Here is a 24089-nt window from a genome sequence, read left to right as displayed (position 1 = left end):
GCCCACACAGATGATTGCTTTATATTGTTAAAGAACGTTTTGAGTCGCTTTAGCGTCTCAAGGGATGCGTATAATACATCCTTTATTTTTCGAGTCAACACTTTGTTTTAAACTTTCTTTTTGGAAGATTTAAAACCGAAGTTTTATTTAACTCTCTAAGTAGTTGCTGCCTTGCTATGCTTCGGCGTTTCCCTTCTCAGTGGGGTCGCATTATAGGGAGATCCGAAAACAGATCAACTGTTTTTTAAAGAAAACTTGAAATAAACTGCTGTTCGCTGAGTATTTGAGCTAAACGCTTAAAAACACAACTAAACTACTATCATTAAGACATTTATAGCGCTATTTGAAATTAAAGTTATGACAACTACTAATGAATAAAGACATATTTGGATCATCTATGCTAAATAACTAACCAATATGAGAAGACTCGTATTACTTAAAATCATTTAAAGTAATCAAAAGGCGAAAATTGAATTGATCGAGCTATGTTTAATCATAATTTAATAATATTAAGAAGTAAGTTTACTTAGGCCGTAATACTCAACCTTGATATGAGATTCTTAATATAGGTATATAGGTATATAGGTAAATGAGTACACGTTATGTCTTATAATCAGATTTATAAATATAAACTTCGTAGTGGGCCGCTCTACTGGATAATCTAAGTTTTGGAGTTGTATTATATAATAGCTCTAAACGAACAATATATAATGAAGATAATCCTTAACCATGATCTGATAGGCTATTTTGAATGAGTAATAAGTAAAGAGTAACTTGGTAGGGATATTAAAGCAGGCGTTAAAACAACTTATCAATTTAGAATCTATGAGTCAGTACTCGTAAACGATCATAATAGAAGGTACTCACTGATTCATATAGATTAACAAATTTTAGGCAAGAAAAAGCCGAGCATAGGCTCGGCTTTTAGGTTTCTTTAAGACTTACTCTGCAGACTGTGCGTCTTCTTGAACTGCTTCGCTAGTCGCTGGGCGACCAACTAGTTCAATATAAGCCATTGGTGCATTATCACCAGTACGGAAGCCACACTTAAGAATACGAGTGTAACCACCTGGACGATCCGCGTTACGTGGACCGATTTCACTGAATAACTTACCAACAACTTCATTATCACGCGTGCGAGCAAACGCTAAACGGCGATTTGCTACACTGTCAGTCTTAGCCAGTGTGATTAAAGGTTCAATTACACGACGTAACTCTTTCGCTTTAGGCAAAGTAGTTTTGATGATTTCATGTTTCACCAAAGAACCTGCCATATTGCTAAACATCGCTTTACGATGGCTACTGTTACGGTTTAATTGACGACCACTCTTACGATGGCGCATGACCCTATCCTTCTAACTAAACTAATATAGTGATTTAGATTATTCAGCTAAACTTGCAGGTGGCCAATTTTCTAGGCGCATGCCTAGAGAAAGTCCACGTGAAGCTAGCACGTCTTTAATTTCAGTTAGAGACTTCTTACCTAAATTAGGCGTTTTAAGAAGCTCAACTTCAGTGCGCTGAACTAAATCACCGATATATTGAATTTGCTCGGCTTTCAAACAATTTGCTGAGCGTACTGTTAGTTCAAGATCATCAACTGGACGAAGTAGAATAGGATCGAATTCTGGCTTCTCTTCTTTCTCTTCTGGCTCAGTTACATCACGTAAATCTACGAATGCATCTAATTGCTCAGCTAAGATAGTAGACGCACGGCGGATCGCTTCTTCTGGATCTAAAGTGCCGTTTGTTTCCATATCAATGATTAACTTGTCTAAATCTGTACGTTGCTCAACTCGAGCTGATTCAACCGAGTACGCAATACGTTCAACTGGGCTAAATGATGCATCAAGCAACAATCTACCAATTGGACGCTCATCGTCATCAGAGGATAAACGACTAGATGCCGGCACATAACCACGACCACGTTCAACACGAATACGCATGCTGATCTCGCTGTTATTTGTTGTTAAATTACAAATAACATGATCTGGGTTAGCAATTGTTACATCGCCATCGTGCTGAATATCTGACGCAGTCACAGGGCCTACACCAGATTTAGCCAGGGTCAGAAAAACTTCATCTTTGCCTTCTAACGTTACTGCTAAACCTTTTAGGTTTAATAGTATTTCAATGATGTCTTCTTGAACGCCTTCTTTCGCGCTGTACTCATGCAATACACCGTCGATTTCAACTTCAGTTACTGCACATCCAGGCATAGATGAAAGCAGTATACGGCGTAAGGCATTACCCAAAGTGTGACCGAAGCCACGCTCAAGTGGTTCTAAAACTATTTTAGAACGTGTTGGGTTGATAGCGTCGATATCGACTAACCTTGGTTTTAGAAATTCTGTAACAGAACCCTGCATTTTATCCTCTCTTAACTCTTAACTTTACTTAGAGTAAAGTTCGACGATTAGTTGTTCATTAATGTCCGCAGACAGATCTGAACGCTCAGGTAGACGCTTAAAGCTGCCTTCCAATTTCTTACCGTCAACTTCAACCCAAGTCGGCTTTTCACGTTGCTCAGCCAACTCTAGAGCAGCGATGATACGTGCTTGTGTTTTAGACTTCTCACGGATTACAACAGTATCTTCTGGAGCAATTACGTACGAAGGAACATTCACAACACGACCATTAACTAAAATCGCTTTATGGCTTACTAACTGACGTGCTTCTGCACGTGTGCTAGCAAAACCCATGCGATATACAACATTGTCTAAACGTTGCTCTAATAGCTGTAACAAGTTTTCACCTGTATTACCTTTAAGGCGAGCAGCTTCTTTGTAGTAGTTACGGAATTGCTTTTCTAATACACCGTAGATACGACGTACTTTTTGCTTTTCACGTAATTGTAAACCGTAATCAGATAAGCGACCTTTACGAGCGCCATGCTGACCAGGTGCAGTCTCAAGTTTACACTTAGAGTCGATAGCTCTTACGCCGCTCTTAAGGAACAGGTCAGTGCCTTCACGACGACTCAGCTTGAGCTTAGGGCCCAAATATCTTGCCATGTTATTTCTCCTAACCTATTGTTAAACGCGACGTTTCTTCGGTGGACGACAACCATTATGTGGTATTGGCGTCACGTCAGTAATGTTGGTAATACGGTAGCCAGCAGCATTCAAAGCACGTACAGCAGATTCACGACCTGGACCTGGACCTTTGATGAAAACTTCTAGATTTTTTAAACCGTATTCTTGAGCAGCAGTACCTGCACGCTCTGCAGCAACCTGAGCAGCAAATGGAGTAGATTTACGTGAACCACGGAAACCTGAACCACCGGCAGTAGCCCATGATAGTGCATTACCTTGACGATCGGTAATCGTTACAATAGTGTTGTTGAAAGAAGCATGAACATGAGCCATACCATCAGCAACTTGTTTTTTAACCTTTTTACGACGAATTGGTGTCTTAGCCATAATACTATCCCCTTATCGCTTAATAGGCTTACGAGGACCCTTACGGGTACGCGCGTTAGTCTTAGTTCTTTGACCACGTAGTGGTAAAGAGCGACGGTGACGTAGGCCACGATAACAACCAAGGTCCATTAGGCGCTTGATATTTAAAGTAACTTCACGACGAAGATCACCTTCAACGGTGTACTTGCCAACTGCATCACGCAATACGTCAAGAGTTTCGTCTGAAAGTTCACCGATTTTTGTGGTCTCGGCGATACCAGTCGCTGCTAAGATAGCCTTAGAGCGAGTCTTACCTATGCCATAAATAGCTGTTAAACCAATAACTGCATGTTTATGATCAGGGACGTTAATGCCAGCAATACGGGCCACTAACACATCTCCTATATTCGAATTTGGTAATCATCTGTTTGAAGAGCCCGTAAGGATACTCAAACGAAGACCAAATCACTACTAAAAACACAGGCCGAGAAAACTCAGCCTGCACGCTGTTTACTTAACCTTGCCTTTGCTTATGCTTAGGCTCACTGCAAATTACGCGTACTACACCAGCACGTTTAATAACTTTACAGTTACGGCATATTTTCTTAACGGAAGCACGTACTTTCATTGCTCAACTCCGTAAACTGACCTTATCGACCATAGCCTTTAAGGTTCGCTTTTTTCAGCACAGAATCATACTGATGAGACATCAGGTGAGTCTGTACTTGTGCCATAAAGTCCATGATAACAACTACGATAATCAAAATTGATGTACCGCCGAAGTAGAATGGCGTTTGCCATGCCATTGTCATGAATTCAGGCACCAGACAGATAAAGGTTATATACAAAGCACCTGCCAATGTCAGGCGTGTCATCACTTTATCAATGTATTTAGATGTCTGCTCACCTGGACGAATACCTGGGATAAATGCGCCAGATTTCTTCAGGTTATCTGCTGTTTCACGTGGGTTAAACACCAACGCTGTGTAGAAAAAGCAGAAGAAGATGATAGCTGCTGCTAAAACCATTGCATACAATGGCTGACCTGGGGTCAACGTTGTAGCTATAGCTTGTAACACATCAGCGACCGGACCTTCACCCTGGCCGAACCAGCTGGCAATTGTACCAGGGAACAGAATTATACTGCTAGCGAAAATTGGTGGAATAACACCCGCCATATTTACTTTTAGTGGTAAATGCGTGCTTTGGGCAGCAAATACTTGACGACCTTGTTGGCGTTTAGCGTAGTTAACAACAATACGTCGTTGGCCACGTTCAAAAAACACTACAAGATAAGTAACAGCGAATACGATTACCGCAACCATCAACAGTACAAAAACATTCAAATCACCTTGGCGCGCCATTTCAGCTGTCGAACCAATAGCAGACGGCAGGTTAGCTACAATACCAACAAATATTAAAACAGAGATACCGTTACCAATACCACGTTCTGTTATTTGTTCGCCCAACCACATAAGGAACATAGTACCAGTCACTAAACTCACCACTGCGGTGAAATAGAAACCCATACCAGGGTTAACAACTAACCCTTCCATCATGCCCGGTAAGCTTGTGGCAATACCGATTGATTGGATAGTAGCAAGCACAAGCGTGCCATAGCGTGTGTACTGGCTAATTTTTTTACGCCCTTGCTCACCTTCTTTCTTAAGCTCTATAAACGGAGGATACATATGCGTTAATAGTTGCGTAATAATCGAAGCCGAGATATACGGCATAATACCCAGTGCTAACACTGAAGCTCGCTCAAGCGCACCACCGCTAAACATGTTGAACATCTCAACAATGGTGCCCTTTTGTTGCTCGAAGAAATCGGCAAGTACAGCGGCGTCAATCCCAGGGATCGGCACAAATGAACCTAGACGGTATATAATGATAGCACCTAATACGAAGAGTAATCGGCGCTTCAATTCCGAAAGTCCACCTTGTGCACTTTGCATATCTTGACCTGGTTTAGCCATTAGTACTTCCTTAGTCTTCTACCTTGCCTCCGGCAGCTTCGATAGCTTCGCGTGCACCTTTAGTGGCTCTAAGGCCCTTAACGGTAACAGCGCGTGAAACTTCGCCAGATTTAACAACTTTAACGAACAAAACGTTCTTTTTAACTAGACCAGCTGCTTGTAACGCGCTTAGGTCTACCACATCGCCTTCTACTTTAGCGATTTCGTATAGGTTTATTTCTGCAGATACTAATGATTTGCGAGAAGTGAAACCGAACTTAGGTAGACGACGTTGCATAGGCATTTGACCGCCTTCGAAACCAACGCGTACTTTACCGCCAGAACGTGATTTTTGACCTTTGTGACCACGGCCACCAGTCTTACCAAGACCAGAACCGATACCACGACCAACACGTTTTGGAGCAGTTTTTGAACCTGCAGCAGGTGAAAGTGTATTCAAATGCATGAAATTAACCCTCTACCTTAACCATGTAAGAAACCTGGTTTATCATACCACGTACACATGCTGTGTCTTCTAACTCAACAGTGTGGTTGATACGACGTAAACCAAGACCGCGTAATGTAGCTTTATGTTTCGGTAAACGACCGATAGAGCTTTTTACTTGTGTTACTTTTACAGTTTGATTTGCCATGGTTACCCCAGTATCTCGTCTATGCGAAGACCACGTTTAGCAGCAATCGACTGAGGAGAATTCATATTCTCAAGAGCAGAGATTGTTGCACGCACTACGTTGATTGGGTTAGTAGAACCGTAACATTTAGAAAGTACGTTCTGCACACCAGTCACTTCTAGTACCGCACGCATTGCACCACCAGCGATGATACCAGTACCTTCAGAGGCTGGTTTCATAAACACTTGTGAGCCAGCATGACGTCCTTTAACAGGATGCTGTAATGTGTTGCCATTTAGGTCTACATTGATCATATTGCGACGTGCTTTTTCCATTGCTTTTTGAATAGCAGCTGGAACTTCACGTGCTTTACCATAACCAAAACCTACTTTACCTGCGCCATCACCAACTACTGTTAGTGCTGTAAAGCTAAAGATACGACCACCTTTAACTACTTTAGACACACGGTTCACCGCGATTAGCTTTTCAGCTAGATCAGGCTGTTGTTGCTTTGCTTCTACGTTAGCCATTGTCTACTCCTAGAATTGCAAACCGGCTTCACGCGCAGCATCAGCTAGCGCCTTCACACGGCCGTGATATTTAAAGCCACTACGATCAAAAGCAATCTTTTCGATGCCTTTGTCAGCCGCACGTTCAGCAACCGCTTTACCAACTGCTTGCGCAGCTGCAACGTTGCCGGTGCCTTTAACTGTTTCGCAAATAGCTTTTTCAACAGTAGAAGCAGCAGCCAGTACAGTACCCTCAGCAGTAACTACTTGAGCGTATATGTGACGTGGCGTGCGGTGGATAACAAGACGCGTTGTGCCTTGTTCAATATAATTTCTACGAGTGCGTTTAGCACGACGTAGACGAGCTGTTTTTTTATCCATCGTCTTACCTTACTTCTTCTTAGCCTCTTTACGGCGCACATTCTCATCTGAATAACGAACACCCTTGCCTTTATATGGCTCAGGTTTACGGTATGCACGAATGTTAGCAGCTGTTTGACCAACTAACTGCTTATCTACGCCCTTAACTAGAACTTCTGTTTGGCTTGGAGTTTCAATCGTAATTCCTTCAGGAACTGCGAAATGAACTGGATGCGAGAAACCAAGAGTTAAATCTAATGTTTTACCCTTAGCTGCTGCACGGTAACCAACGCCTACTAACTGAAGTTTCTTCTCGTAACCTTCATGCGTACCAACAATCATATTGTTGATTAGAGCGCGAGCAGTACCTGCTTGAGCCCATGCATCTGTTACGCCTTCACGAGGTAAAGTTGTAATAACGTTTTCTTCAACTTTTACTTCAACAGCGTTGTTGATAGTACGAGTTAATTCACCGTTTTTGCCTTTAACTGTGATTTCCTGGCCTTTTAATGTAACTTCTACACCGGCAGGAACACTAATTGGTGCCTTTGCTATGCGAGACATAGTTCCCCTCCGATTAAGCTACAAAACCAATGATTTCACCACCAACGCCTGCACTACGTGCTGCGCGGTCTGTCATTAGGCCTTTAGAAGTTGATACGATAGCGATACCTAGACCACCCATTACCTTTGGTAATTCGTCACGTCTCTTATAGATACGTAAACCAGGGCGGCTAACACGCTGGATATTTTCAATAACAGCTTTGCCTTCGAAGTACTTCAATTCGATAGAAAGCTCAGGTTTTACGTCGCCATTGATTGCGAAATCAGCGATGTAACCTTCATTTTTTAATACTTTAGCTACTGCTACTTTCAGTTTTGAATTAGGCATCGTTACAGATACTTTCTTCGCTGACTGACCGTTACGGATTCGTGTAAACAAATCCGCGATAGGATCTTGCAAGCTCATAGTCTTACTCCCGTGATTCTTTTACCAGCTAGCTTTTTTAAGGCCAGGAATTTCACCGCGCATAGCTGCTTCGCGAACTTTAATACGGCTCATGCCGAATTTGCGAAGGAAACCATGTGGGCGGCCCGTAATGTTACAACGATTACGCTGACGTACAGGGCTAGAATCACGTGGTAAAGCTTGTAGCTTAAGTACCGCGTCCCAACGATCATCTTCAGATGTATTAACATCACTGATGATAGCTTTTAGTGCTGTGCGCTTTTCAGCGAACTGAGCAACTAGTTTTGTGCGCTTTGCTTCGCGCGCTTTCATAGAATTCTTTGCCATAACCCTACCCTTATTTCTTGAATGGGAAGTTAAACGCTTCTAACAACGCACGGCCTTCCTCATCAGATTTCGCAGAAGTAGTGATAGTAATATCCATACCGCGTACACGGTCTACTTTATCGTAATCGATTTCTGGGAAGATGATTTGTTCACGTACGCCCATGCTGTAGTTGCCACGTCCATCAAAAGACTTAGCACTTACGCCACGGAAGTCGCGAATACGTGGGATAGCGATTGATACCAAACGCTCAAAAAAGTCCCACATACGTTCGCCACGTAGGGTTACTTTACAACCTATCGGGTAACCTTCACGCACTTTGAAGCCAGCAACAGATTTGCGTGCTTTAGTGATTAGAGGTTTCTGACCAGAGATTGCAGCTAGATCCGCAACAGCGTTATCTAGAATTTTCTTGTCAGCTAGGGCTTCGCCCACGCCCATATTCAATGTGATCTTTTCGATCAGAGGGACTTGCATGACAGAGCTGAAACCAAACTTCTCTTGAAGTTCAGCTACTACTTTGTCTTTATATACTTCATGCAGTTTCGCCATCATTCTACTCCAACTATTAAATAGTTTTACCAGTAGATTTAAAGATACGTAATTTCTTACCATCTTCAATCTTGAAACCTACACGATCTGCTTTACTCGTTTCCGAGTTGTAGATCGCAACGTTTGATACGTCGATAGACGCTTCTTTCTCAACAATACCGCCAGGCTGGTTCAATTGTGGAACCGGCTTTTGGTGCTTTTTGATCAAGTTTATGCCTTCGACAAATAATCTTCCAGATTCAGTAACAACTGAAAGCACTTTTCCGCGCTTACCTTTGTCTTTACCTGCTAGAACGATTACTTCGTCATCACGACGGATTTTTGCTGCCATGATAGACTCCTTACAGTACTTCTGGGGCTAGTGAAACGATTTTCATGAACTTATCATTACGAAGTTCACGAGTCACAGGGCCGAAGATACGAGTACCAATAGGCTGCAAGTTATCATTTAAGATAACAGCTGCATTGCTATCGAAACGGATCAAAGAACCGTCTGGACGACGAACGCCTTTTTTGGTGCGCACAACTACCGCGTTTTTAACATCACCTTTCTTCACTTTACCGCGAGGAATAGCTTCTTTTACAGAAACTTTAATGATGTCGCCAATCGCTGCATAGCGACGGTGAGAACCACCAAGGACTTTTATACACTGCACTTTGCGAGCGCCGCTGTTATCAGCAACTTCCAGCTGAGTTTGCATTTGGATCATGTTAATGACCTCCGGTGTAGTAATTACAACTTGTCTTAAATTCGTTTAAAATCAAGACATTTCGATTGAAATCCACTCAAAAAACAAGCTAGTTGTCTCTTAAGGGCGGGCAATTGTACCAGCATTACGGGGGGAGCGGTAGGTTATTTTTTAATTAATTATGAGGGAAAGCTAATTAATATTGAGTAATTACGGCTATCTAGCTATTTTACATATGGTTACAAAACAAACAAGGCACTATCTTAGTGCCTTGTAGATTATTTATCAGGGTTTTAGCCAAACAAACCTTTCAATTTATCTTTAAGTTTGTCTTTTGCTTTTTCTTTGAGCTTTTCTTTTGCTTCTTCTTTAAGCGCATTACCAAAATCAAGCTTAATGCCTACATCATGGAATGGCCCTTTAATACGCAGTGGTATTTTAAAGCCGGTACTATCATCGGTTGTACCCTGCCCCTCAATAGAACCGACTATACCGGTTACTAGTCGGTAATTAATAATAGTATTAGGTAAATCCACATCACCTTCGCCTGAAATACGGATCAGTGGGCTGATTAACGACAGGTCGTTATTATGGCCCACCCCATTAGTAAACTTAAAGCTACCCGTTAATGCTGAGAAGTCGGTTTGCTGTGACTTATCAAAGCCAGTATCTAGTCCTTCTGATACAGCCCCTACATTACCTTTAAGCAACTCTTTACCTTTGCGAATCATTTCAGCTATATTTGCGCCTTGTACTGCGCCATTAGCAAACTCAAACCCTAACTCACCATTAAGTGCGTTAACAAACTCTTTTTGGCTTTGCCCATTTGTGGTTAAGTTCCAATTTAATGAGCCATTACCCATTAATTTATCAAATCCTGCGGCATCGGTTAATAACGGTTGTGCATCAATACCTGCCAAATCAAAATTAGTGGTTATTTTATAAGGTATTTGCTGGGCATTAATATTAATTGCCCCTTTCCCTGTTCCCTCATAGGCTGCAAAGTTATCTAAGCTTAATTTAGCGACACTATTTTTTAACACTACTGTAAATTGGTTTGCACCGAGTTTAATATCGTTAGCTTTTAAACCGCTTGAACGTATTACTACATTAGCATCAAGCGTATTTAAGGCACTTAAGTCTATTTTAGTGTCGTCCCATACAATAGGCTCTGCTGGTTTAGTTTCGTCTGTAGTTGGCTGCTCTTTTTTAGCTACGGCTTCTGGTAAGTATGGGTTTAAGTCAAGCATACCTAAGTCAATGTTTGCCATTACAGCAAGTCGTTTACCTAAATTAAGCTCACTTTTACCTTTTATTTGCAGTGCATCTAATGTGGCAATAAGCTCTTCAAGCTTAAATTGCTCACCCGCTAAATGCATTTTGCCATTTACACTAAAAGCATTAAAGGCGTTCTCTTTGGCGTTTAACTCTACACCTTGCCATTTGGCTATATTTTTTACCGAGTCTCCACTTAGCGCTAACTGACCTTTTATATCTTGGCCTTGTTTAGCAATAGTTCCCTCAAAGGTTAAATCAACTAAACGTGAATCTAAACTCTGCTGAATATTAAAAGTAGTGCCTTCGATCGCTTTTGCTGGCGTATCTAGTTTTACATCAAGCTCAAAGCGCTCTTGCATGTAAGTTATTGCGCCTTTTACTTCTAATGTTTTACGCAGTGATGGAAGTAAAATAGCCAGCTCTAAATCACTTATTTGCTGTTTAACCCCGGTTTTACCATCTAAATAAGTAAAGGTACCACCATAAATGGCAACCTCCCCTAGCTCAATGTCAAAGTTCTCAGGTAATTTTATAGCTTCCGCAGATCCTGTTTGCTCTTTAGGCTGCTCAGCTACCGCATCAAATAGCTGCCAGTTAGCTTTACCGTTTTTATCGGTCTCTAATAAAATATCAGGCTCGTTAATAACAAACTTATCGAGTTTAAATTCACCATCTAATAGCGATAGCCAAGGGATGTGTACTGCAAGCTGCTGCATACTTGCCATATCGGCGCGAGAGCCCGATTTCATGTTGGCAAAATGTACATCATTAAGTTCTAATTTTAATGCAGGAAATACACTCAGCGTTTTATCGCCTTTAATAGTTAATGTACGTCCTGTGGTTTGTTCTACCTGCTCAGAGACTTTATTAAAAATAGCATCAGTAGGAATTAAAAAGGGTGCTGCAACGATAAGTGCAATACATAACAGCAGTATTACACCTATAATTTTAAATAAGGTTTTCATGATCGTCCTTTCAAATGTGCAAATAATACTCATATCATAGCGAGAGTTATCACTAAAATCATTGTCAGTACTAAAAAAAATAACTTTCAACTAATTTATTTTTTAATGATGAATCTACGCGCTAATAATATCAACACTATTTAAATATTAACAAACAACACATGCTCACTTTATAAAAAACAACAAATCATTACTTTTCAACAAGTAAGACATGAAAAACACACTGTCGTATGATTTTCAAACAATCTAAACTAATTGAGTTTTCGTCACTTAAGTTAACTATTTTATTGTTTTAATAAATTAATAATTATGAGCACTTTAACTGTTGTATTCTTAAGGCTTGTATATGCCTCTGTTGTTATTGCAAGATTTGCGCTAAAATAGACCAGCTAAAAAATGCATCTAACTCGAGGTTCTACAAGGCATGAAAAAACTGCTAATTTCACCGTCACAAATGTCGCTAGGCGAGCAAGAAAACCAAATATACCAAAACATTCTGAAGCAATCCTCAGAACTCAGCCTAAATCTAATGGCCGTGAAAGTAGAAAACCACCCAGATGATTTTTTACTTTGGTGCTATGAACTGCTTAACGCAAGCAAAGATCGTATGAATTACGACTTGCTAGAGCCGCAACAGTTACCAGTACTAAAAAAACTGCACGACCAACTTATTTCTGCTATTAGCTTTTTACAAGTTAAAACGTTACGTGTAGCGCCTTGGCCTGTAGTAACTACATTTATTGAGCAGCACAAAGATCTTATTGCACTTGATGAGCAGCTTCGCTTAACAAGCTACATTGCAAGCATTCGCCCGCAATCACTTAAAGATATGACCCCAGAAGACTTACTTGCGTTTAGTGGTAAGCACATGGCATCGCTTGATCCAAGCACTTACAACTTTGATGTTGAATGGTTTGCATCAACTAAAAGCGCTAAAGCGTTTCATCAACTACTGGCTGATATGCCTGATGCGTTTGATGATGCACTTAGCAATATTCCGTTGGAAGGTAATATTACTCATTATGAGTACCAGCAATTTGTTGCTGCTTACTTAAAAGCTTTTAGCGATGGTAACGAAAAGCCAACGCTCGCTCCAGCGACTCGCTTATTAGCGATGCGTCGTCCTGACGTATTTACTCCTATTAGCAATAATAGATTAGATGCTTTATGTGGCGCACTGGGTGTTAGCAAGCTAAAAAACACTGACTTTGAGCGTTACTGGCAAGACATAGTACAGAAAATTCAAACTCTGTCTTGGTTTAAAATGGCTAAAGCAGACAACGAATTAGAAGAGCAGCTGGTAAGCATTAAAGCGCTTATTCCGTGCTTTTTTTACTATGCAGACACCACAACAGCCGATAGTTCTAATTACATCAAGCTGCTAAGCAAGCCAAAGCGCAGTACTTCAGGTACAGGTAAAACTAAGCGTAGAGGTAAAGAATCTGCAGAAATTTTAGTAGACCGCGCACTTGCAGCTGACGATATTCCTGAGCATATTCGTAGCAAACGTGATTCTATTATTAATGAAGTACAAAAAGGTCGTGGAGTTAACGAAACAATTAGCTTAATGCGTACTATTTTTGGTTAATTATTAATAACTAACCTAGCAGCGCCGATTTGGTGCAGCTAGGTTAATTTATGCACCACAAATGTAAAACCCCTTAAAATCTTATCTCTGCACCTCTCCCTCTACTAATTATAAGCTATTGTTTTAAAACACCTAAAACCATATTCACTGCAATAAAGTGAAGCTGGCATACCCCGTGCAATCTTCTTTTCTGTTAAATAATAAAATGCTGCCAAGCTATAAGCCTTAAAGCTTTGGCATGCAATCATATAACAGGAACTAAAACATGCTAAAACTACAAAAAGTCATAACAATAACAGCACTCTCTTTAGTTAGTGTCGCATCAACAGCAGCCTATGCTGAAGTAACCGCTAATGCGGCAGCAACATCAAACTATTTATGGCGCGGACAAGAACAAACCAGTGGTGATGCAGCCATTTCAGGCGGCATTGACTACACCAACAAGTCTGGTTTTTATGCCGGTGCTTGGGCATCAAATGCCTCTTGGGCCGATGAGATGACCTATGAATTAGACTTGTATGCAGGCTTTGGTGGCGCTATTAATGAAAGCGTGAGCTACGATGTTGGTTACATTTATTATGCATACCCAGATGCAGCTTCCACGGCTGATGCTGACTTTTCTGAGATTTACGGCAGTATAAGTGTAAAAGGCTTCACCTTTGGTGCTGCTGTATTAGCAACCTCTGCAGCAAGTGGTGACGGTACAGACTTTGCTGACTCACTTTACCTAAAGGCAGATTATGCTTTTGCTGTTGGCAATAACGGCACCGAAATAGCATTTCATTTAGGCCACTACTCTGGTGATTTTATAGGTGATGACAATATTATTGATTATGGCATAGCAGTATCTAAAGATGGTTTCACTTTTGGTTTATCTGATACCGATATAGATGGCTCTGACGTAAAAGCCTATGTTGCTTATTCAGTAGACTTTACACTTTAAAAATTGCACTGTAATTGCTGCAACCCAAGAGCCGAAAGGCTCTTTTTTAGTTTTAGCAGCATAAATAACCTGGCCACTAAACAAACTACGTTAACAAACCGTTACAATAAAATAATCACCTTATCCTCATTTTGCCTTATGCTATAGCCAGTAATTCCCCCCAAATTAGGTTATTAAGGAATAATAATGAAGTCACCTAACGCGCTAAGCGCACTAATCGATATTTATATCAGCCCAAGTAAAGCGTTTAATGGTATAGAGCAAGCAAAAGGCTGGTCATGGTTGGCCCTTATTTGTATAGCAGTTGCCACCGCCGCGAGTATGTTTGTTTTTTATAATAGTGTTGATATACAGTTTTTAATTAATGAGCAAGTAGCCGTTTCAAGTGTTGATGCCACTATTGGCGAGCAAAAAATGATTCGTCAAGCGATTGAACAAAATGCCCCAAACCAAATGTGGTTTGGCATGATCGGCGGTATTATTGGCATAGTAATAATGAATGCTTTAGTTGCACTTTATTATATGCTGATAGCTAAACTCGATCCTAACTCACAACATAGTTACGGTGCTTGGTATGGCTTTTCATTATGGACAATGATGCCTACGGTTATTTCAAGCCTTGGCACTATCGCCTTAGTATTAATGGCCAACACAGATCAAATTTCGCAACAAGCGGTGTTTAGTTACGCTTCTATCAATCAGCTCATTGTTGGGCTTGATGCCACACATACTTTTTATACCTTACTAGAATCAATTAACCTGTTCACTATTTGGAGCATTGCGCTGGGCATGGTTGGGCTAAAATGCTGGACTAATTTCTCAACTAATAAAGCACTGCTGTTTGCAGCCTTACCAAGTATTATTATTTTTAGTGTTTGGGCGATTATAGCCGCACTTTAATTATTATGCAGAGGCAAGTTAGCCTCTGCACATTTTCACTCACGGACCGATAAAATGAAAAAAGCCATTATCATCACACTCGCTATTGCCGCTTTTATAGCGTTAATTGTATCAAAACAAATTTCTGGTGATAAAAAACAGCCCGAGGTAAATATCGCCCATGTTGAACTAGGCAATATTGCCGACTCAATAATGGCGTCTGGTAACTTAGTATTTAATACTCAAGTTCAGCTGCGCTCTGAAGTTACCGGCCGAGTAGATAAAGTATTTGTCGAAGAAGGCCAAAGTGTAAAACAAGGCGATATTTTAATGCGCCTTGATACCACTGCATTTGAATCTGAAGTAACCCGCAATAAAGCGCTACTACGTGCCACCGAAATAGAAATTAAACATAGCCAAATTCGCTTAGTTAACTTTGAGCGCCAACTAAAAAGACAAAAAGAGCTTTACGATGTCGGTTTGGGCAATGAAGAAGCCTATGAAAACCTAGCAAGTGCCCGCGACTTAGCTAAAATAGATATTGAATCTCGTAAAGAGTCGTTTAACCAAGCTCATGCGTCGTTGCAAATTGCCCAAGATCGGTTAAATAAAAGTGTTTTTAAAGCGCCTATGAGTGGCCTATTGGCTTCGGTTAATATTAAAGAAGGCGAAACGGTTATTGCCGGAACGACCAATATAATAGGCTCTGATTTAATGCTGGTTGCTGACCCCAGTGCTATTTTAGCTGAGTTGCGGGTTGATGAAACCGACATAGCCAGTATTAAACTCCACCAAAAAGCAAATATTTATGCCGCTGCTTATCCTAATAATCCTTTTACTGGCACAGTAATAAACATTGGTACCTCGGCTAAAAATCAGCCTGGCTCACAAGGGTTATCATTTAAGGTAAAAGTATTACTCGATGCTACCGATCGTCAACTATATGCCGGAATGAGCTGTAGAGCAGAAATTGCCACCAGCATTGCCGAAAATGGTTTAAAGTTACCAATAGAAGCAATTCAAAAACAAGACGACAGCACCTTTGTTTGGCGCCTAAATAACGACAACAGCGTTAGTAAAGTAACCGTAACTGTTGGTATATCATCAGATATTGAACAAGCAATTACCGAGGGGCTCAATGAAGGTGACAAAATAGTTATTGGCCCGGCTCGCCCTATTAGTACTTTAAAAGAAGGCGACACAGTAAAAGTAAAAGCCGCTGCGAAGGAAAACAACTAATGACTGCGGTGATCAAGCTTGAGCATATTAATAAACAATACAAAATGGGCGCTGAGATATTTAAAGCACTTGATGATGTAAACATTAGCATTATGCCCAATGAATATGTGGCCATTATTGGCCCCTCAGGATCTGGCAAGTCTACCCTAATGAATTTGTTAGGCTGCTTAGATACCCCCACCAGCGGCGAGTATTATTTAAAAGATAAGTTAGTAAAAAGTATGACCGAAACCGAGCTTGCGCACCAACGCAACGAAAGCGTCGGATTTATATTTCAAAGCTTTAACTTATTACCACGCGCATCGGCGCTAGAAAATGTAATGCAGCCTTTAGTTTACCGCTTTACCCCTAGCAAACAACGCAAACAACAAGCCCTTGAGGCGCTAAAGCGCGTGGGCTTAGCCGACAAAGTAAATCACTTATCAAGCCAGCTGTCGGGCGGGCAACGTCAACGAGTTGCTATTGCTCGTGCTTTAGTCACTAAACCGCATATATTATTAGGTGATGAGCCAACCGGTAACTTAGACAGTAAAACCACCCACGAAATTATGGCCTTATTTGATGAGCTGCATAACGAAGGGCATACCATTATTTTGGTTACACATGAGCAAGAAATTGCCGACCACTGTCAGCGGGTAATTCGCTTAGTGGATGGTAAAGTAGTGAGTGACGTAACTAAAAACCAAGGAGCAAGGCAGCATGTTTAAACTTGCACTGGCCACTATGGAAGGCACTAAAGCCGCATTTTCGGCAATTAAAGCAAATGCTATGCGCTCTGCCCTCACCTGTTTAGGTATTATTATTGGCGTGGCCGCAGTAGTAACTGTGGTTGCTGTAATGCAAGGCTTTACCAAGCAAATAAACGATCAGTTCGCTGATATGTCGCCCGATGTAACTACTATTAAGGCGTATACCAGTATTGAGCTAGAAATGGTTGGTAAAAATGCAAAACTTAGCTACGACGATTTTTTAACCTTAAAAGCACGAGTAAAAGAAGCAGAAACACTCACCGCACTAATGTTTACTTGGCGTTTTTCGGGCGGAGCTGAGTATGGTAATAAAAGTCATTCATCGCGGGTTATGGGTACTGAGCAAGACTATCAAAAAGCATACCGTACCTACCCCGATCTAGGCCGTTTTATTCGCGCTGAAGACGACGAAAAACGCCGCCGCGTAGCTTTTATTGGGCCGTCAATTATCGAAAAATTAAACTTACCCAGCAATCCGGTAGGCGAATACATAAAGCTAGGTGGCGAATGGTTTAGAATTATTGGTGTAGCCGAAAAACAAGGTAGCTTTTTGGGCTTTGATCAAGACGATTATATTAATATTCCCATTAGCACTATGAGTGCGTTAGAGGGAGGCAATACGCAAAGTAATGTACAAATTATGTTTAGGCTTGAAGATAACGCTAACGAAGAGCAGGTACTAGCAAAAATTACTCGTATACTGCGCCAGTTACATAAACTTAAAGACGGCGACGACAATGACTTTGAATTTGAAACTGCTGAAAAAGCCCGCGCCCAAGTAGATAAATTTACCGGTAGTGCCACTGCCATAACCGCAGGTATTGTTGGTATTAGCTTATTAGTTGGTGGCATAGGTGTAATGAATATTATGTTAGTGTCGGTAACTGAGCGCACCCGCGTGATTGGCACCCTTAAAGCGCTAGGCGCTACACCCGGCTTTATAATGTTGCAGTTTTTAGTTGAGGCTGTGGTGTTATCGCTATTTGGCGGGTTGATTGGGCTTGCCATTGGTTATGGCGCAGCGGGGCTTATTTCGTTTATGGTTCCTAGCATGCCAGATGCGTATATTCCGGCATGGGCGGTAATGTTGTCGTTTGGTTTTACTTCATTAATTGGCATAGTGTTTGGTTTAGCCCCAGCCATTAAAGCCGCCAGGCTCAACCCTATAGATGCACTGCGTTACGAGTAACAATAGCATTGTAGTTGCTTACAAGGATGTAAGCCTAGTACATAATTAACACAGTGATTAAAACTCTCTTTAAACTTCAAGCACAAAGTATTACCCTACTTAAACACCACTTAAAAAATGAACTTTTAACGCTTAAACCACCCAAAGTACACACTATTGATATTGCTCACGGCTAATTTTAAATAAGGTATTAAATGCACAAAAAGCTAATACGTTGCATTATTGCTGCATGCTCTTTTTTAACTATAAACTCTAGCTTGGCGCTAGCACAACTAAACCCATCAGATGAAGCGCAAGGTATAACCGAAACCGCATATACTCCTCTGCGTTGTAATCAGCAACTACAGGCAAGTAGGCAAAAAACATACAGCCGTAAGTTTATTGTTCCTCAACAAGCTAGGTTACTCTCATGGAATATTTATAAGGCACAAAACCAAGGCCTATATAAAGATTTAACTCACCTTAATGAAACTGCTGATATTGTTTTATTACAAGAGGCTATTGTAGATACACGCCTTACTAGCCTTAAACCTTTTTGGCGTTTTTCGCCCGGTTATAAAAGTGGCAATGTACAATCTGGTGTAATGACGCTTAGCCGCTGGCCTGCAACTGTACATTGTACTTTTATTCATAAAGAGCCATGGTTACGAAGCCCAAAAGCAACTAACATTGTTGAATATGCAATGGCTAACCAACAACGCTTATTGAGCGTTAATTTGCACGGCATTAACTTTACGTTTGGTACTAAAGCCTACGCGCAACAGTTACAAGCCAGTATAAAAATAATGCAACAACACAAAGGGCCAATTCTTTTTGCGGGCGATTTAAACGCATGGAGCGATGCACGCCAAAAGCTAGTTAATGACGCGCTGAGTAAACTGGGCCTTAAAGAAGCTATATACGTAGATGACAAGCGTACAAAAGCATTTGGTTTAGCCCTGGATCAAGTGTGGGCTCGTGGTGTTGTTATTTCTGATACTTTAGTAAGCGAATATACCAGTTCTGATCACAACCCTATTTTAGCCACTTTAAAAGTTGATGATGTATAACATGAAAAAAACTCGTATTTATTCTGCTTGGCTACTGACCATATTATTCACCTTTTTTAGCCAAATAAGCCTAGCTGCACACCCCAACCAATTACCTAATCAAGAACCCAATCGAGAACCCGACCAAGAAGTGCAGCATTTAATTACCTTTATTAGCAACAGCAACGCCACTTTTATCCGCAATGGCGATGAACATACTAGCAAAGAAGCCGCCGAGCATTTAGCCATGAAATACCGTAAAGCTAAACGTTATGCAAAAACAGCCGACGACTTCATTAATAATCTCGCTAGTAAAAGTTCATGGAGTGGTAAAGCCTACACGGTAATTTTAAGCAGTGGTGCTAAGTTAACCGCAAATAGCTGGCTAACCAATGAGCTAATACGATTTAGAAACACAAAAAAGCCGTAGTAAATACGGCTCTCTAAAGCTATCAATAATAACAAGCTAAGCGTTACCTAGCTGTATGCGCTAAGTTAGGTAAGTAATCTACCGCTAGAATATCGCCGGGGTTAAGCCCAGTAACTACATGCTGCTTTGCGCCAATTATTTCACCTAAGCGCACAAACCGGCGTTCTATTTGCTCATTGTCACTATTAATCACATACAGCATAGTTAATTGGCCAAACTCATGTATCCAGCTACTATCTAGCAATATTCCTTGTTCATCGGGTAATACTAACTCTAATTGCGCATACAAGCCGGGCATTACCCCTACAGAAGAGTCAAAGTCTAAGCGAATTAACAAACTACGTGAGGCGCTATCGGCAACCGGAACTATTTCGGCCACTGTGGCTGGCGAGGTTAAATTAAGTGCAGGCAACTTTATGGTTAAACTTTGCCCTAACTGCAATTTAACCGCTTGCGTTTCTCGCACATTAAACTCAACTTGTAGCTGCTGCGGGTTATATAATCCTAATAAAGCCTGCCCAGGCGTAGCTGTATCACCAGGTTCGACTAACCGCTCTACTACAACCCCCGAAATAGGCGCTGTAATACGAGTGTAACTCAGCGCAACTTTGGCTTGTGTTTGCTGCTGCTTAGCGGCAATTATATTGGCCGATAAACTATCAAAATTTGCCTTCGCATTATCTAACTCACTTAACGATACTAAGCCTTGCGCATACACACTTTCAATTCGCTTAAGTTGCTTTGTAGCTTGGGTTAATGCGGCTTGAATAGCATTAATTTGCGCCTCACTTTGTGCTAATTGCGCTTTAAAGTCATCTTGTTGTAAGGTAATGAGTAAATCACCTTTGGTTACTTTATCGCCCGCGCGTACACTTAAACGCTCAACTTGCGCCATAACTCGCGATGAAATTTGGGTATTTTGTTTCGCAATAATACTGCCTGGCACCCATTCACTACGGGATATTTTTTGTAGTAAAACCGTTTCCCGCTTACCGTGGTAATTGTTAGCGTTGGTCGTTTTTAAACCAGCAACTTGCTTATTTGAAAAGCTGCCCGCCATATACAATACGGCGCCTACTACCACTAATAAAGCGAGTAACGAGCCAACTAGTTTTGATTTACCTTGCATGCGTTTCTCCCGCAGTGGTTTCTGTGTTTGCAAATACTAAGTAATAAACAAGCGGCACTACAAATAACGAAAACAACGTTGATGCCACAATGCCAAAAATAATCGCAATTGCTAAGCCACTAAATACCGGATCTAGTGTAATCACTAAGTTACCTAATAATGTGGTGCCTGCGGTTAGTAGTACGGGGCGCATGCGCACTGTTCCTGCTGCAATTAACGCTGCTTTTATTGCCATACCTTGGGCGCGTGCTTGATTAATAAACTCAACTAAAATAAGTGAATTACGCACCACAATACCCGCCAAGGCAATCATGCCTATCATCGCAGTAGCGGTAAATAAAACCGGCTCGGGAGCTGATGCAATACTGCGCTCACCAAACTGATTAAGTAACCAAAAACCAGGCATAATGCCAATAACAGTGAGTGGTATTGCCGACATAATAATAAGCGACAAGCTTACTGAGCGTGTTTGTAGGCGTAAAATAATAAAAATGGCGCTAAGTGCAAATGCAAAGGCAATCCCCATATCTCTAAATACATCTATGGTAATACGCCACTCTCCTTCACCGCTAAATGTTACTTGCGTACCTGGCGGTAATTGCCAAGGTGCAGTGCCACCATTATTAAAAAAGTGCCGCGCTAACCAAGGCGTTTTTACAAAATCGTCTGTTGATATATTTAAATCAGCAGTTACATCGGCAATTATTGCTGCGGGAGTTCTCCCATTTAGCTCTGCCATAACATAAATAACTTCGCGCTGATCTTTGCGCATAATAGTTTGCGCTACATTTAATTGAGTAAACTCTCCAAGCTCAGAAAGCGCAACTAAAGGCCGCGGCGCACTACTTAAGCCAAATTTACTCGCATTTTTAGCTATGTCTCTGTCGCCCCTTAGTTGTAATGCTAGCAATTGTGCAAATTGATTGCGTTCGCTATAAGATAACTGCAGTTTTATTGGCACAGGCTGAGTTTCGTTGCTGACATAAAGCTGCCCAACCGTTTGCCCTTGTGACGCTATGCTAAGTGTTTGCGTGATATTTTCGGTAGATATAGCACTATGCGCCGCTTTCGTTTTATCAGTAATAAAACGTTGCAAAGGGGCTGCTGCAACCATTGAAGTATCAACCCCTACCACATGAGGTTCTTGTTTTAAGCGCGTTGCAACTTGCTCTGCGGCTAAATAATGCGTTTGCCTATCAATAAATGTATCTCGATAAACTTCTGCCACTAAAGTACTTAACACCGGCGGCCCTGGCGGCACTTCAACTACTTTAATCACTATGCCGTTATTTACTAATGGTGCTAACTGTTTACGCAAACGCATTACCACCGCATGAGATTGATGCTCGCGCGCTGTTTTATCTAGTAGTAGCACTCTTAGTTCAGCTAAGTTCGGTGCTTCTCGTCGGTAATAACCGCGTACCATACCATTAAAGTCCATACTTGAAGGCTGGCCTACATAAGTGGCTATTTCACTTACCTCGGTTAATTGCCATGTGAGCGTTTGCACTTGTCGGGTAAAAGCAGCTGTTTGCTCTAAATTAGTGCCCTCTGGCATATCAATAAGTACTTGTAGTTCATTTTTATTATCAAACGGTAATAACTTCAGCGGTACTAATCGCATCACCGGTAACATGGCGCTAATAATAAATAACGCAAGCGTGATCCACAGTACCCATTTAGCACGTGGTTTTGAGGCCAGTAAGGGGGTTAGTAAGCGCTCGTAAAGGCTCGTTTTGTTATTTGCTTGATCGGGCTCTTCACTATTAGGTTTTAGTAATTTCATGGCAAGCCATGGGGTTACAAAAAACGCCACTAATGTTGATACCATAACACTCACAGGTACGTTAAATGCCATTGGCGCCATATAAGGCCCCATCATTCCAGTAATAAAAGCCAGTGGAATAAATGCCACCATAATAGTTAGGGTCGACATTAATAGTGCGGTGCGAATTTCGCTCATTGCATTCACAATTTGCTGTTTTTTATCACCCTTTTTATTTATAAAACGGCTGATGTTATCTATACCTGTGATCGGATCATCAACCAGTAACCCCAAAGATAAAATTAACGCAAATAAGGTCACTCGGTTAATTGTGTAACCAAAGGCAAAATCAAGCGAGAGCGTAATGCCATAACAAATGGGTACAGCAAGTCCAACTACTATTGCCGGGCGCCAACCTAAAAATACGCCCACAAATATAACCACCGTAAATACTGCAAACACTAAGCTTGAGGCTAAATTATTTACTTTTTCGTCGGCGGTTTGGCCGTAATCTCGCAGTACTGAGTACGTTATTTCTGCTGGTAGTAACCTTGTTTTTAGCTCTGCCATCATGGCATGTACATCGCTTGCCACCGCTACAGCATTAGTGCCTGCTTGTTTGGCAATACTCAGCGTTACCATAGGGTAATGCTGTTGCTCATTTGACTGCGCCAGCCATTGATAGCTTTGCGCCTCATCGGGGCCATCACTAACCTGGGCTACATCGGTTAAATAAACACTTTTACCATTAACAACATTAACGACTAGTTGTTCTATCGCTGTTTTAGTTCTTAATACATCGCCCGCTTGCAAAATTATTTGCTGCTGGGCATTTACCACGCTACCTACCTCGGTGAGTTGATTAGATACACTAAGCGCATAATAAACATCACTTAATGTGGTTTGGTGTGCAGCCAAAGCGGTGGCATTTAAATTAACGGTAATGGCGCGGTTACGCCCCGCAATTACTTTTACTTCGCTCGTGTGTTCAATTCGTTGTAAATTATTGGCTATTTCGTTTGCAAAGCGGGTTAATTCATAATCACTATAAAGCTTAGGATCCTTGCTATATAACCCAAGCATAACAATAGGCACATCATTTACTTCTACTGGGCGTATTTGCCAGCTTTTAATAATAGGAGTCATAGTATGTTGATAGCTATAGAGCTTGGCGTAGGTATCGAGTATGGCTTGTTCGCGATCGTGCCCTACCTCAAAGCGCAAAGTAACCACAGCACGACTACTTTGCGTAGTTGAATATATATGTTTTACACCACTAAGTTGCGCCAATAACTTTTCTAATGGCTCAGTGACTAACCTAGCAACTTCAGGGGCTTCTACATTAGGTGCCGACACATAAATGTCGAGCATAGGTACCACTATTTGTGGCTCTTCCTCACGCGGCGTTTGCTGTAAAGCAAATAACCCACACAGTACCGACAACACAAAAATAATAATTGGTACGCGGCCACTTAAACTGCTTTTTACAGCGTTATCTATAGCGTTCATTG

General features: G+C 41.3%; 28 protein-coding genes. 8 read left to right on the top strand and 20 right to left on the bottom strand.

Annotated elements, in window-relative coordinates:
• Positions 1-941: 941 nt before the first annotated feature.
• From rplQ to I6E78_RS08405, 18 genes are all read right to left on the bottom strand, one after another.
• Positions 942-1343, bottom strand: a complete 402-nt coding sequence (rplQ, locus tag I6E78_RS08490; RefSeq protein WP_002959450.1) for a 50S ribosomal protein L17 — start codon at positions 1341-1343, stop codon at positions 942-944.
• A gap of 39 nt (positions 1344-1382) precedes the next feature.
• Positions 1383-2369, bottom strand: coding sequence for a DNA-directed RNA polymerase subunit alpha (locus I6E78_RS08485; RefSeq protein ID WP_011329437.1), 987 nt, complete (start codon positions 2367-2369; stop codon positions 1383-1385).
• Positions 2370-2393: 24 nt separating this feature from the next.
• Positions 2394-3014, bottom strand: a complete 621-nt coding sequence (rpsD, locus tag I6E78_RS08480; protein ID WP_011329438.1) for a 30S ribosomal protein S4 — start codon at positions 3012-3014, stop codon at positions 2394-2396.
• A gap of 21 nt (positions 3015-3035) precedes the next feature.
• A complete protein-coding gene (gene rpsK, locus I6E78_RS08475) occupies positions 3036-3422 on the bottom strand; it encodes a 30S ribosomal protein S11 (RefSeq protein WP_002959471.1) in 387 nt (128 codons plus the stop codon).
• 12 nt (positions 3423-3434) lie between these two features.
• Entirely contained in the window at positions 3435-3791 is a 357-nt protein-coding gene (gene rpsM / locus I6E78_RS08470) for a 30S ribosomal protein S13 (RefSeq protein WP_006794252.1), read from the bottom strand.
• A 124-nt stretch (positions 3792-3915) separates the two neighbouring features.
• Positions 3916-4029 carry a 50S ribosomal protein L36 gene (gene rpmJ / locus I6E78_RS08465; protein ID WP_002959476.1) on the bottom strand — a complete coding sequence of 38 codons (114 nt, stop codon included), beginning with the start codon at positions 4027-4029 and terminating at the stop codon, positions 3916-3918.
• Positions 4030-4051: 22 nt separating this feature from the next.
• Entirely contained in the window at positions 4052-5380 is a 1329-nt protein-coding gene (gene secY / locus I6E78_RS08460; RefSeq protein ID WP_011329439.1) for a preprotein translocase subunit SecY, read from the bottom strand.
• 10 nt (positions 5381-5390) lie between these two features.
• Positions 5391-5825: a 50S ribosomal protein L15 gene (gene rplO / locus I6E78_RS08455; RefSeq protein ID WP_011329440.1), complete on the bottom strand. Its 435-nt coding sequence runs from the start codon at positions 5823-5825 to the stop codon at positions 5391-5393.
• Between the two features lie 4 nt (positions 5826-5829).
• Positions 5830-6012 carry a 50S ribosomal protein L30 gene (rpmD, locus tag I6E78_RS08450; protein ID WP_011329441.1) on the bottom strand — a complete coding sequence of 61 codons (183 nt, stop codon included), beginning with the start codon at positions 6010-6012 and terminating at the stop codon, positions 5830-5832.
• Between the two features lie 2 nt (positions 6013-6014).
• Positions 6015-6521 carry a 30S ribosomal protein S5 gene (gene rpsE / locus I6E78_RS08445; RefSeq protein ID WP_011329442.1) on the bottom strand — a complete coding sequence of 169 codons (507 nt, stop codon included), beginning with the start codon at positions 6519-6521 and terminating at the stop codon, positions 6015-6017.
• Positions 6522-6530: 9 nt separating this feature from the next.
• The gene (gene rplR, locus I6E78_RS08440; protein ID WP_011329443.1) at positions 6531-6881 is read right to left on the bottom strand and encodes a 50S ribosomal protein L18; all 351 of its coding nucleotides are present in this window, start codon (positions 6879-6881) and stop codon (positions 6531-6533) included.
• A 9-nt stretch (positions 6882-6890) separates the two neighbouring features.
• On the bottom strand, positions 6891-7424 hold the full coding sequence (rplF, locus tag I6E78_RS08435) for a 50S ribosomal protein L6 (protein ID WP_011329444.1): 534 nt from the start codon (positions 7422-7424) through the stop codon (positions 6891-6893).
• A gap of 13 nt (positions 7425-7437) precedes the next feature.
• On the bottom strand, positions 7438-7830 hold the full coding sequence (gene rpsH / locus I6E78_RS08430) for a 30S ribosomal protein S8 (protein WP_011329445.1): 393 nt from the start codon (positions 7828-7830) through the stop codon (positions 7438-7440).
• 21 nt (positions 7831-7851) lie between these two features.
• The gene (gene rpsN, locus I6E78_RS08425) at positions 7852-8157 is read right to left on the bottom strand and encodes a 30S ribosomal protein S14 (RefSeq protein ID WP_011329446.1); all 306 of its coding nucleotides are present in this window, start codon (positions 8155-8157) and stop codon (positions 7852-7854) included.
• 10 nt (positions 8158-8167) lie between these two features.
• Entirely contained in the window at positions 8168-8707 is a 540-nt protein-coding gene (gene rplE / locus I6E78_RS08420; protein ID WP_011329447.1) for a 50S ribosomal protein L5, read from the bottom strand.
• A 16-nt stretch (positions 8708-8723) separates the two neighbouring features.
• Positions 8724-9038 (bottom strand): 50S ribosomal protein L24, encoded by a 315-nt coding sequence (rplX, locus tag I6E78_RS08415; protein WP_011329448.1) that lies wholly within the window; start codon positions 9036-9038, stop codon positions 8724-8726.
• A gap of 10 nt (positions 9039-9048) precedes the next feature.
• Entirely contained in the window at positions 9049-9417 is a 369-nt protein-coding gene (gene rplN / locus I6E78_RS08410; protein WP_011329449.1) for a 50S ribosomal protein L14, read from the bottom strand.
• Between the two features lie 272 nt (positions 9418-9689).
• Positions 9690-11639 (bottom strand): AsmA family protein, encoded by a 1950-nt coding sequence (locus I6E78_RS08405; RefSeq protein WP_197182282.1) that lies wholly within the window; start codon positions 11637-11639, stop codon positions 9690-9692.
• A 424-nt stretch (positions 11640-12063) separates the two neighbouring features.
• Between I6E78_RS08405 and I6E78_RS08400 the strand changes: the two genes are divergently transcribed.
• The 8 genes from I6E78_RS08400 to I6E78_RS08365 all read left to right on the top strand — a co-directional run bounded on the left by I6E78_RS08400 (position 12064) and on the right by I6E78_RS08365 (position 19684).
• Positions 12064-13227, top strand: coding sequence for a hypothetical protein (locus I6E78_RS08400; RefSeq protein ID WP_197182281.1), 1164 nt, complete (start codon positions 12064-12066; stop codon positions 13225-13227).
• 265 nt (positions 13228-13492) lie between these two features.
• Positions 13493-14170 (top strand): TorF family putative porin, encoded by a 678-nt coding sequence (locus tag I6E78_RS08395; RefSeq protein WP_197182280.1) that lies wholly within the window; start codon positions 13493-13495, stop codon positions 14168-14170.
• A gap of 186 nt (positions 14171-14356) precedes the next feature.
• Positions 14357-15070, top strand: coding sequence for a YIP1 family protein (locus I6E78_RS08390; protein ID WP_011329454.1), 714 nt, complete (start codon positions 14357-14359; stop codon positions 15068-15070).
• A 54-nt stretch (positions 15071-15124) separates the two neighbouring features.
• Positions 15125-16288 carry an efflux RND transporter periplasmic adaptor subunit gene (locus tag I6E78_RS08385; RefSeq protein WP_011329455.1) on the top strand — a complete coding sequence of 388 codons (1164 nt, stop codon included), beginning with the start codon at positions 15125-15127 and terminating at the stop codon, positions 16286-16288.
• A complete protein-coding gene (locus I6E78_RS08380) occupies positions 16288-16995 on the top strand; it encodes an ABC transporter ATP-binding protein (protein ID WP_197182279.1) in 708 nt (235 codons plus the stop codon). Before I6E78_RS08385 ends, I6E78_RS08380 begins: the two co-directional genes overlap by 1 nt.
• Positions 16988-18226 carry an ABC transporter permease gene (locus I6E78_RS08375; protein WP_011329457.1) on the top strand — a complete coding sequence of 413 codons (1239 nt, stop codon included), beginning with the start codon at positions 16988-16990 and terminating at the stop codon, positions 18224-18226. Before I6E78_RS08380 ends, I6E78_RS08375 begins: the two co-directional genes overlap by 8 nt.
• Positions 18227-18420: 194 nt before the next feature.
• Entirely contained in the window at positions 18421-19275 is an 855-nt protein-coding gene (locus I6E78_RS08370; protein WP_197182278.1) for an endonuclease/exonuclease/phosphatase family protein, read from the top strand.
• A gap of 1 nt (position 19276) precedes the next feature.
• Positions 19277-19684, top strand: coding sequence for a YfeK family protein (locus I6E78_RS08365; protein WP_225740950.1), 408 nt, complete (start codon positions 19277-19279; stop codon positions 19682-19684).
• A gap of 43 nt (positions 19685-19727) precedes the next feature.
• Here the strand turns inward: I6E78_RS08365 and I6E78_RS08360 are convergent, their stop codons facing one another.
• Positions 19728-20813 (bottom strand): efflux RND transporter periplasmic adaptor subunit, encoded by a 1086-nt coding sequence (locus tag I6E78_RS08360; RefSeq protein WP_197182277.1) that lies wholly within the window; start codon positions 20811-20813, stop codon positions 19728-19730.
• Positions 20803-24087, bottom strand: a complete 3285-nt coding sequence (locus I6E78_RS08355) for an efflux RND transporter permease subunit (RefSeq protein WP_197182276.1) — start codon at positions 24085-24087, stop codon at positions 20803-20805. The genes I6E78_RS08360 and I6E78_RS08355 overlap by 11 nt, the downstream gene beginning before the upstream one ends.
• Positions 24088-24089 lie beyond the last annotated feature (2 nt).

The organism is Pseudoalteromonas sp. NZS127, from assembly GCF_015864805.1.
In the GTDB taxonomy this organism is placed as follows: domain Bacteria; phylum Pseudomonadota; class Gammaproteobacteria; order Enterobacterales; family Alteromonadaceae; genus Pseudoalteromonas; species Pseudoalteromonas nigrifaciens.
Note: the sequence above shows the minus strand (reverse complement) of the source record. Positions and strands in the feature narration are given on the sequence as shown.

What these genes read in the sequence shown, in the direction of transcription:
- I6E78_RS08360 (WP_197182277.1), bottom strand. Translation starts at nt 20,813, where the DNA reads ATGCAAGGTAAATCAAAACTAGTTGGCTCGTTACTCGCTTTATTAGTG.
- rpmD (WP_011329441.1), bottom strand. Translation starts at nt 6,012, where the DNA reads ATGGCAAATCAAACTGTAAAAGTAACACAAGTAAAAAGCTCTATCGGT.
- rplN (WP_011329449.1), bottom strand. Translation starts at nt 9,417, where the DNA reads ATGATCCAAATGCAAACTCAGCTGGAAGTTGCTGATAACAGCGGCGCT.
- rpsD (WP_011329438.1), bottom strand. Translation starts at nt 3,014, where the DNA reads ATGGCAAGATATTTGGGCCCTAAGCTCAAGCTGAGTCGTCGTGAAGGC.
- rpsN (WP_011329446.1), bottom strand. Translation starts at nt 8,157, where the DNA reads ATGGCAAAGAATTCTATGAAAGCGCGCGAAGCAAAGCGCACAAAACTA.
- I6E78_RS08400 (WP_197182281.1), top strand. Translation starts at nt 12,064, where the DNA reads ATGAAAAAACTGCTAATTTCACCGTCACAAATGTCGCTAGGCGAGCAA.
- I6E78_RS08390 (WP_011329454.1), top strand. Translation starts at nt 14,357, where the DNA reads ATGAAGTCACCTAACGCGCTAAGCGCACTAATCGATATTTATATCAGC.
- secY (WP_011329439.1), bottom strand. Translation starts at nt 5,380, where the DNA reads ATGGCTAAACCAGGTCAAGATATGCAAAGTGCACAAGGTGGACTTTCG.
- rplX (WP_011329448.1), bottom strand. Translation starts at nt 9,038, where the DNA reads ATGGCAGCAAAAATCCGTCGTGATGACGAAGTAATCGTTCTAGCAGGT.
- rpsH (WP_011329445.1), bottom strand. Translation starts at nt 7,830, where the DNA reads ATGAGCTTGCAAGATCCTATCGCGGATTTGTTTACACGAATCCGTAAC.
- rplQ (WP_002959450.1), bottom strand. Translation starts at nt 1,343, where the DNA reads ATGCGCCATCGTAAGAGTGGTCGTCAATTAAACCGTAACAGTAGCCAT.
- rplE (WP_011329447.1), bottom strand. Translation starts at nt 8,707, where the DNA reads ATGGCGAAACTGCATGAAGTATATAAAGACAAAGTAGTAGCTGAACTT.
- I6E78_RS08405 (WP_197182282.1), bottom strand. Translation starts at nt 11,639, where the DNA reads ATGAAAACCTTATTTAAAATTATAGGTGTAATACTGCTGTTATGTATT.
- I6E78_RS08485 (WP_011329437.1), bottom strand. Translation starts at nt 2,369, where the DNA reads ATGCAGGGTTCTGTTACAGAATTTCTAAAACCAAGGTTAGTCGATATC.
- rpsE (WP_011329442.1), bottom strand. Translation starts at nt 6,521, where the DNA reads ATGGCTAACGTAGAAGCAAAGCAACAACAGCCTGATCTAGCTGAAAAG.
- I6E78_RS08365 (WP_225740950.1), top strand. Translation starts at nt 19,277, where the DNA reads ATGAAAAAAACTCGTATTTATTCTGCTTGGCTACTGACCATATTATTC.
- rplO (WP_011329440.1), bottom strand. Translation starts at nt 5,825, where the DNA reads ATGCATTTGAATACACTTTCACCTGCTGCAGGTTCAAAAACTGCTCCA.
- I6E78_RS08380 (WP_197182279.1), top strand. Translation starts at nt 16,288, where the DNA reads ATGACTGCGGTGATCAAGCTTGAGCATATTAATAAACAATACAAAATG.
- rpmJ (WP_002959476.1), bottom strand. Translation starts at nt 4,029, where the DNA reads ATGAAAGTACGTGCTTCCGTTAAGAAAATATGCCGTAACTGTAAAGTT.
- I6E78_RS08375 (WP_011329457.1), top strand. Translation starts at nt 16,988, where the DNA reads ATGTTTAAACTTGCACTGGCCACTATGGAAGGCACTAAAGCCGCATTT.
- I6E78_RS08370 (WP_197182278.1), top strand. Translation starts at nt 18,421, where the DNA reads ATGCACAAAAAGCTAATACGTTGCATTATTGCTGCATGCTCTTTTTTA.
- I6E78_RS08385 (WP_011329455.1), top strand. Translation starts at nt 15,125, where the DNA reads ATGAAAAAAGCCATTATCATCACACTCGCTATTGCCGCTTTTATAGCG.
- rplF (WP_011329444.1), bottom strand. Translation starts at nt 7,424, where the DNA reads ATGTCTCGCATAGCAAAGGCACCAATTAGTGTTCCTGCCGGTGTAGAA.
- I6E78_RS08395 (WP_197182280.1), top strand. Translation starts at nt 13,493, where the DNA reads ATGCTAAAACTACAAAAAGTCATAACAATAACAGCACTCTCTTTAGTT.
- rpsK (WP_002959471.1), bottom strand. Translation starts at nt 3,422, where the DNA reads ATGGCTAAGACACCAATTCGTCGTAAAAAGGTTAAAAAACAAGTTGCT.
- rplR (WP_011329443.1), bottom strand. Translation starts at nt 6,881, where the DNA reads ATGGATAAAAAAACAGCTCGTCTACGTCGTGCTAAACGCACTCGTAGA.
- I6E78_RS08355 (WP_197182276.1), bottom strand. Translation starts at nt 24,087, where the DNA reads ATGAACGCTATAGATAACGCTGTAAAAAGCAGTTTAAGTGGCCGCGTA.